Origin of the sequence: Janthinobacterium sp. AD80 (genome assembly GCF_002878455.1) — a bacterium.
GTDB lineage: Bacteria > Pseudomonadota > Gammaproteobacteria > Burkholderiales > Burkholderiaceae_D > Janthinobacterium.
This window is the reverse complement of the sequence record NZ_NRDQ01000194.1, coordinates 1-6,712: the sequence shown is the minus strand read 5'-3', so window position 1 is coordinate 6,712 and position 6,712 is coordinate 1. Positions and strand designations below refer to the sequence as shown.

Here is a 6,712-nt window from a genome sequence, read left to right as displayed (position 1 = left end):
GTCTCCGCCCGCGCGCAGTGGACGCAGGCGCGCATCGACGGCGCCAACCACACCTTTGCCAGCGCCGCCTGGCGCGGCGAAGTCGAACGGCTGTGCGCACGCTGGCTGCTGTCATGGTAGAGACCAGCCCCAGGCGGGTGCTCATGATCGCCTACCACTACCCTCCGCTTGCCGGCGGCAGCGGCATCCTGCGCACCCTGGGATTCGCGCGCCATTTGCCGGCCTGCGGCTGGCAGCCGCTGGTGCTCAGCCCTTCGCCGTCCGCCTACGCGCAGCGCGAAGATCAGGCCGGGGCCGCAGAGGCGCAGGCGGGCATGGCCGCCACCGTGCGGCGCACCCTGGCGCTCGATGCGGCGCGCCACCTGTCGCTGGCGGGGCGCTATCCGCGCTGCCTGGCCCTGCCCGACCGCTGGAGTTCCTGGTGGCTGAGCGCCGTGCCGGCCGGCCTGCGGCTGATCCGCCAGTACCGGCCCGACGCCATCTGGTCGACGTACCCGATCGCCACGGCGCACCTGATCGCCCTCACCCTGCAGCGCCTGAGCGGGCTGCCGTGGATCGCCGACCAGCGCGACCCCATGCTCGACGACAGCGACCCGCTGGCGCCGTATCCGGCCGAACCACGCCTGCACCGCATGCATGCGTGGATCGAGCAGCGCATCGCGGCGCGCAGCGCGGCCATCGTCTGCACCACGCCTGGCGCCATGGCGATGCACCGGCAGCGCCTGGCGCAGGTGCCGCGCCAGCGTTTCTGCCTGATCGAGAATGGCCACGATGACGACGGTTATCCGCACCACCCTGAACGCACGGGACACCGCAGCCGGTTCCTGTTGCTGCACAGCGGCGTGATCTACCCGTCCGAACGCGATCCGCAGCCGCTGTTCGAGGCGCTGGCCCGTTTGCGCCGCGATGGCGTGCTCCACGCGCGCAATTTCCAGCTGCTGCTGCGCGCCACGGGCCACGACCGGTACCTGGCCGGCCTGCTGGTGAAATACGGCATTGCCGACCTCGTGACCCTGGCGCCCTTGCTGCCGCACGGCGCCGCGCTGCAGGAAATGCAGGCCGCCGACGGCCTGCTGCTGCTGCAGGCGGCCAACTGCAACGGCCAGATCCCCGCCAAGCTGTATGAATACCTGCGCTGCCGCCGGCCCATCCTGGCGCTGACGGACCTGGCCGGGGACAGCGCGGCCAAGCTGCGCCACTGCGGCATCGACACCATCGGCCAGCTGGCGTCCAGCGCCGACTGCGCGCGCGCCCTGCTGCGCTTTCTCGAGCTGGCGCGCCAGGGCCGCGCACCGCTGGCCAGCCACGCCGCCATCGCCCTGCAATCGCGGCAGGAACGCTGCAACACCCTGGCCGAGCTGCTGGACCAGGTCAGCCACAGGAGTCCACCATGAAGCGTCAATTTGCACAAGGAATGCTCGCCAGCGTGCTGGCAAGCGCCGGCGCCGGCGCGCTGGCCGCCGGCTGCCCGCCCTACGTCAAGGGCACGACGGGCGGCGACTATACGAACGGGGACGACCGCACCGGCCTGACCGTGGTCGAGAAATACCATTTTTCGCGCGCCGTGGAAACACTCACGCAAGGCATGACGGGCAGCCTGGGGGCCGACATCAGCTACACCCTGGAACACTTCCCCAACCACCACCGGGCGCTCGCGTCCATGGCCAAGCTAGGCCTGCGGCAAAAAAGCGCGCAGCCGCACGGCGCCCGCTACACGGTCAGCTGCTATTTCGAGCGGGCCATCGCCTTCGCGCCGCACGACGTGACGGCGCGCATGGTGTACGGCAACTACCTGCTGGCCACGGGCCAGGACGCGATGGCGCTGGAACAGCTGGACGCTGCCAGCCGCCTGGCGCCCGAGCAGGCCACGGTGCAGTACAACCTGGGGCTGATGTATGTGAAGAAGAAGGAATATGACAAGGCCAGCGTGCATGCGCAAAAAGCCTATGCGCTGGGTTTTCCCTTGCCCGGCCTGAAAAACAAGCTGAAGGCGGCGGGAAAATGGCGCGAACCGCCGCCGCCCGCCGCCGCGCCGGCGGTCACGCAGCCGGCAGACCTTGCGCCAGCGGTAGAGGAACCCGCCAGCGCGACACCTGCGCAAGCGGTCACGCCGCCCGCCGACCAGACTAGACTAGACTAGACTAGCGGGGAATCACGGCCGCGCGGCTGGCCAGGCTGTGCTGCCCGGTGGGCGATGCCGCCAGCGCGGCCAGCAGCGCGCGGCGCGACTGCGCCTTGTCCTGAGCCTCGCTGATGAAAGCCAGTTCGGCCGGCTGCAGCACCGTGATGGTCAGCAGCAGCACTTCACCATATGGCGTGTCGAAAGATGGCGGCATGCCGGGCGCGCCCTGCGCCAGCAGCACGCCCACCTGTTCCTTGTCGTCTTCCAGGCCGGCTGGCGCGTCCTGCACGTCGAGCACCATCGACACGCTGCCGTGGCGCTGCACCAGCAAATCAATGGAACCGTGGTCGGCCACGTTCTGGCTGACCTGGTAAATCACATCGAAGAGCCACGATTGCTGGATCGCGCCGCCATCGAAGGCGGCCAGCGGCGCCTCGATGCACACTTCCAGCAAATGCCCGCGCGGCACAAACACGTCGTCGTCATCCTCGAACGGATCGCTCAAGCCATCGCTGGCAATCACGATCGAGTCGGGCCGGCGGATCACCCGCCAGGCCTGGCGCAACGAGGGCCAGCGCGGCCCCCCCATGAAGGCGGGATTGACCAGCGGCGCCAGCACGTCGCCGTCGATGGCGCCCAGGCTGGCATAAAAGGCGTCGCGCGCGGCGCAGGCCGTGGCCTGCATCAGCGCGCCCGCTTCCTTGCCAACGACGGCGTCGTCCGGCTGCGGCATTTCGGGGATGTCGTTGTCAGGCATATTCATACTCCGTGCGTTCAATCGGCTGGGGGAAAATCGTGATAATTGCGCGGCAAATAGCCCCAGATGCGTGCCACCCGCTCCCGCACCTCGAAATCAAAGCCGATGCGTTCCAGTTCGGGCACGATCCACACGCCATGGTCGATGATTTTTTTCGGCAGCAGCATGGCCACGTGTTCTTCCGAATACAGGCTGATGTCGAACCACTCCACCCCCATGAAGGGAAACGGCGGGTGGTAGTCCCACTCCGTGTCCCAGCGCGAGACATAGCCGCTGACGGAGCCGTAGCGGTACGACGGCGCCCAGTCGGTGCGCCCGCGCATGAAGGCCAGCAGTTCGTTCCACTTGCAGTCGTTGGCGGCGCCGCCCAGGTTGCGCCGCGCGATGTGGCCGCGCAGTTTGCGCTTGATGTCGTCGCCGCCCGCATCGGCCTGCGGCAGTCTGGGATCGCTCATCGAGTCCGCCATCAGCGCGCGACTGGCTTGACTTTCGAGGCTGCCAGCACGGCGCGCTGACGCGCCGTGTCGATATCGTCGGCCGTCGCCAGGGCCACGCCCATGCGGCGGCGGGCGAACGATTCCGGCTTGCCGAACAGGCGCAAGTCCGCGCCCGGCACGTTCAGGGCATCGGCCACGCCCTCGAAGGCGATGCCCTTCGCTTCCAGCTGGCCGTAGATGACGGCCGAGGCGGCGGGCGAGCGCAGCGCCACGTTGACGGGCAAGCCGAGGATGGCTTTCGCGTGCAGCTCGAATTCGCTTTGCACCTGGCTGGCCATGGTGACCATGCCCGTATCGTGCGGACGCGGGCTCACTTCCGAGAACCACACCATGTCGTCCTTGACGAACAGCTCCACGCCAAACAGGCCCAGGCCGCCCAGGTTGTCCGTCACCTTGCGGGCGATCTCGCGCGAACGCTCCAGCGCCAGCGGCGCCATGCGGGCCGGCTGCCACGATTCCACGTAGTCGCCCTGCACCTGCAAGTGCCCGATCGGCTCGCAGAACTGCGTCTCGATCTGGCCCGAGGCGGCAACGGCGCGCACGGTCAGCAAGGTGATCTCGTAATCGAAATCGATGAAGCCTTCGACGATGACCCTGCCCGTATCGACGCGCCCGCCGCTGGCCGCGTACGCCCACGCCGTTTCCACGTCGGCGGCGCTATCGAGCTTGGACTGGCCCTTGCCCGACGAAGACATCACGGGTTTCACCACGCAGGGAAAACCGATGTCCTGGCAGGCCAGCTGCAGCTCCTGCAGGCTGCTGGCGAAGCGGTAGGGCGACGTGGCCACACCCAGGGTTTCGGCGGCCAGGGTGCGGATGCCTTCGCGGTTCATGGTCAGCACGGCGGCGCGCGCGTTCGGGATGCAGGTAATCTGCCCCGCCGCTTCCAGCGCGGCCAGGGTATCGGTGGCGATGGCTTCGATTTCCGGCACGATCAGGTCCGGCTTTTCCAGGTCGATCAGCTGGGCCAGCGCCACGCCGTCGCTCATGTCGATCACATGCGAGCGGTGCGCCACCGGGTGGCCGGGCGCGTTCGGGTAGCGGTCGACGGCAATCACTTCCACACCCAGGCGCTGCAGCGCAATGATGACTTCCTTGCCCAGTTCACCGGAGCCCAGCAGCATGACTTTGATGGCGGTGGAAGACAGGGGCGTGCCGAAAGTGCGGGGCGCGATGGTGCTGCTCGTGGTGGGGCTGGTTGTCATGGCAATGTCTGCGGGCGGATGGAAAGATGGCTGGGACTATAGCAAATGCCGGCCCTCTTGGACAGGGCGCGCCGCTGGCGTGCGCAGTACGGACAAGCAGGCGCCTGCAGGCGGCGCCGGAGCGGGACACGCCGGCACATCGGCTGAAGCCTGGCTATGGCCCACCCTGCCCGCTGCGCAGATAGCGGTACAGGCGCTTGCTGACCACAATGCAGTCATCATCCCGCATGCCGGTCGGCAACGCGGCGCATTTCGCCTCTTGCGCACGGAAAGAATCGATGGCGGACGCGTCGCGCGCCAAGCAGGAGTCTGTCACCGTCCGCGCCACAGCGGCACCGGCTGGCATGGCCACGCCTGTCGCACAGGCGGGGCATATGTGCTGCAAGCTGCTGATCTGCTGCTCCAGCTGGCGTTTTTTCTCGTCACAGCTTTTCTCGTCACTGAGCGCCAATCGGCCGGCGGCCACTGCCTCCACCCATGCGGGTCTCGACGGGCGCGCCCAGTCGGCGATGACAGGCGGCCTGGCGCGCTGCGCCGGCCCGCCAGGACCAGGCATTTGACACACTGCGGAGGACGATGCCAGCAAGGCGGCGCACACGGCCGACAACAGCATGGGTTTGGCCGGCATAAGTCCTCCACTAAGGTGCTGAGCTAAGTTGCCAGGCCAAGTTGCAAGCGAAGTTGCAAGCGAAGTTGCAAACTAAGTTGCAAACTAAGTGCAAGCCAGGTGCTGCGGCGTGAACGCCACGTCGCCTCACTGTGCGCCTTGTCCGCCCAAGTGGCAAATCAATCCCCCTGTTGCTTGAAGCTGCTCAAGCCTGCATCCCATCAACCCGCATACGCCCGCTTGATCTCGTCAATGTTGATTTTTTTCATGCCCATCATGGCCTTCATCACGCGCTGGGCCTTGACGGGGTCGGGGTCGCCCAGCAGTTTGAGCAGGATGGTGGGCACGATTTGCCAGGACACGCCGAACTGGTCCTTGAGCCAGCTGCACTGCTGCGCTTCCGGCGGCCCGCCTTCGGACAGCTGGTTCCAGTAATGGTCGACCTCGTCCTGGGTGTCGCAATTGACCTGAAACGAGATGGCCTCGGAAAACTGGAACAGCGGCCCGCCGTTCAAGCCCGTAAACGTCTGGCCGTCCAGTTCAAACGCCACCGTCAGCACGCTGCCCGGCTCCTGGCCGTGGATTTCCTGGCCTTCCTCGCCATAGCGCAGGATCTGGCCGATCTTCGAATTGGGGAAAATCCCCGTATAAAACAGGGCCGCCGCCTCGGCGTGGCCGTTGAACCATAAACACGGGGTAATCTTTTGTATGCTGTGCATGATGTCTCCCTTGGCCGGTGTGGATAGGACGCCTTAATATAGTCACTTTTGCGGTGCAACGGCGCGCGAATTACGCCCATTACCGTCCCGCAATGGCCTCCCGTCCCAGCACGCCGGCGCTGGCCAGCAGCCGCAGGCGGGCCGCGCGCCATTCTGCCTGGCAACGGATGCGCTCCTGCTGCGCTTCCAGCAGCGCCGACTGGGTAGTGAGCATTTCCAGGATGTCCGCCGCGCCCAGGCCGAACTTGCGCTGCACGCTGGCCTGGGCATCGCGCGCAGCGTCCAGCCAGGCCTGCGCGGCAGCCATGTTGTCCAGCGCCATGTCCGCTTCCGCATGCGTTTTCACCAGTTCCATCAGGGTCTGCCGCTGCACTTCTGCCACCTCGGCTTCCCTTTGCCCCGCCTGCGCCTGCGCGCCGCGCACCTTGTAGCCCCGGGCAAAACCATCGAACAGGGGGATGTTCAGCGAGACGCCAACCAGGGTTTCGCGCGTGGAAGCGGCGGACAAGCCCTGGTTCGGGCGGCCGTTCTGGTAGAAGTTCGCCGTCAGGTCGATGCTGGGACGCCCCTCCGAACGGACCATGTCGACCCGCTCCCGCGCCGCCGCCAGCTGCGCCCGGGCCGCCACGATGGCGGGATGGCGTGCCTGCGCCTGGCCCAGCCAGGCCTGCAGATCGGCGCGCTGCCCCGCCGTCGGCACGTGCGCGTCGTCGGCCACGGTCACGCTGGCGCCGGCCGGCAGGCCCAGTGCATATATCAGTACCGCGCGCGCTTTGGCGTAGTCGCCATCGGCGCGGCTGGCGCC

The 6,712-nt window shown here is 67.3% G+C and carries 8 protein-coding genes; 2 read left to right on the top strand and 6 right to left on the bottom strand.

The features are described 5' to 3' along the window. The first annotated feature begins 113 nt into the window (after positions 1 to 113). Both JaAD80_RS26260 and JaAD80_RS26255 read left to right on the top strand, forming a co-directional pair. Positions 114 to 1,394, top strand: coding sequence for a glycosyltransferase (locus tag JaAD80_RS26260; protein ID WP_258003191.1), 1,281 nt, complete (start codon positions 114 to 116; stop codon positions 1,392 to 1,394). Then, a complete protein-coding gene (locus JaAD80_RS26255) occupies positions 1,391 to 2,140 on the top strand; it encodes an ABC transporter permease (RefSeq protein ID WP_180979602.1) in 750 nt (249 codons plus the stop codon). The genes JaAD80_RS26260 and JaAD80_RS26255 overlap by 4 nt, the downstream gene beginning before the upstream one ends. A 1-nt stretch (position 2,141) precedes the next feature. Here the strand turns inward: JaAD80_RS26255 and JaAD80_RS26250 are convergent, their stop codons facing one another. From JaAD80_RS26250 to JaAD80_RS26225, 6 genes are all read right to left on the bottom strand, one after another. Then, positions 2,142 to 2,879, bottom strand: a complete 738-nt coding sequence (locus tag JaAD80_RS26250; protein WP_146012547.1) for a hypothetical protein — start codon at positions 2,877 to 2,879, stop codon at positions 2,142 to 2,144. Between the two features lie 17 nt (positions 2,880 to 2,896). Beyond that, positions 2,897 to 3,334 carry a DUF6678 family protein gene (locus JaAD80_RS26245; protein WP_102298957.1) on the bottom strand — a complete coding sequence of 146 codons (438 nt, stop codon included), beginning with the start codon at positions 3,332 to 3,334 and terminating at the stop codon, positions 2,897 to 2,899. Positions 3,335 to 3,345: 11 nt separating this feature from the next. Beyond that, on the bottom strand, positions 3,346 to 4,581 hold the full coding sequence (purT, locus tag JaAD80_RS26240) for a formate-dependent phosphoribosylglycinamide formyltransferase (protein ID WP_102298953.1): 1,236 nt from the start codon (positions 4,579 to 4,581) through the stop codon (positions 3,346 to 3,348). A 154-nt stretch (positions 4,582 to 4,735) separates the two neighbouring features. Further along, positions 4,736 to 5,194 (bottom strand): hypothetical protein, encoded by a 459-nt coding sequence (locus tag JaAD80_RS26235; RefSeq protein WP_146012546.1) that lies wholly within the window; start codon positions 5,192 to 5,194, stop codon positions 4,736 to 4,738. A 215-nt stretch (positions 5,195 to 5,409) separates the two neighbouring features. Beyond that, positions 5,410 to 5,907: a VOC family protein gene (locus tag JaAD80_RS26230; protein ID WP_102298950.1), complete on the bottom strand. Its 498-nt coding sequence runs from the start codon at positions 5,905 to 5,907 to the stop codon at positions 5,410 to 5,412. Positions 5,908 to 5,986: 79 nt separating this feature from the next. Beyond that, on the bottom strand, positions 5,987 to 6,712 hold a 726-nt coding region (locus JaAD80_RS26225; RefSeq protein ID WP_146012545.1), incomplete at its 5' end, for a TolC family protein.

Coding starts and splice junctions, on each gene's coding strand:
- JaAD80_RS26245 (WP_102298957.1), bottom strand. CDS start 3,334: ATGAGCGATCCCAGACTGCCGCAGGCCGATGCGGGCGGCGACGACATC.
- purT (WP_102298953.1), bottom strand. CDS start 4,581: ATGACAACCAGCCCCACCACGAGCAGCACCATCGCGCCCCGCACTTTC.
- JaAD80_RS26230 (WP_102298950.1), bottom strand. CDS start 5,907: ATGCACAGCATACAAAAGATTACCCCGTGTTTATGGTTCAACGGCCAC.
- JaAD80_RS26250 (WP_146012547.1), bottom strand. CDS start 2,879: ATGCCTGACAACGACATCCCCGAAATGCCGCAGCCGGACGACGCCGTC.
- JaAD80_RS26260 (WP_258003191.1), top strand. CDS start 114: ATGGTAGAGACCAGCCCCAGGCGGGTGCTCATGATCGCCTACCACTAC.
- JaAD80_RS26255 (WP_180979602.1), top strand. CDS start 1,391: ATGAAGCGTCAATTTGCACAAGGAATGCTCGCCAGCGTGCTGGCAAGC.
- JaAD80_RS26235 (WP_146012546.1), bottom strand. CDS start 5,194: ATGCTGTTGTCGGCCGTGTGCGCCGCCTTGCTGGCATCGTCCTCCGCA.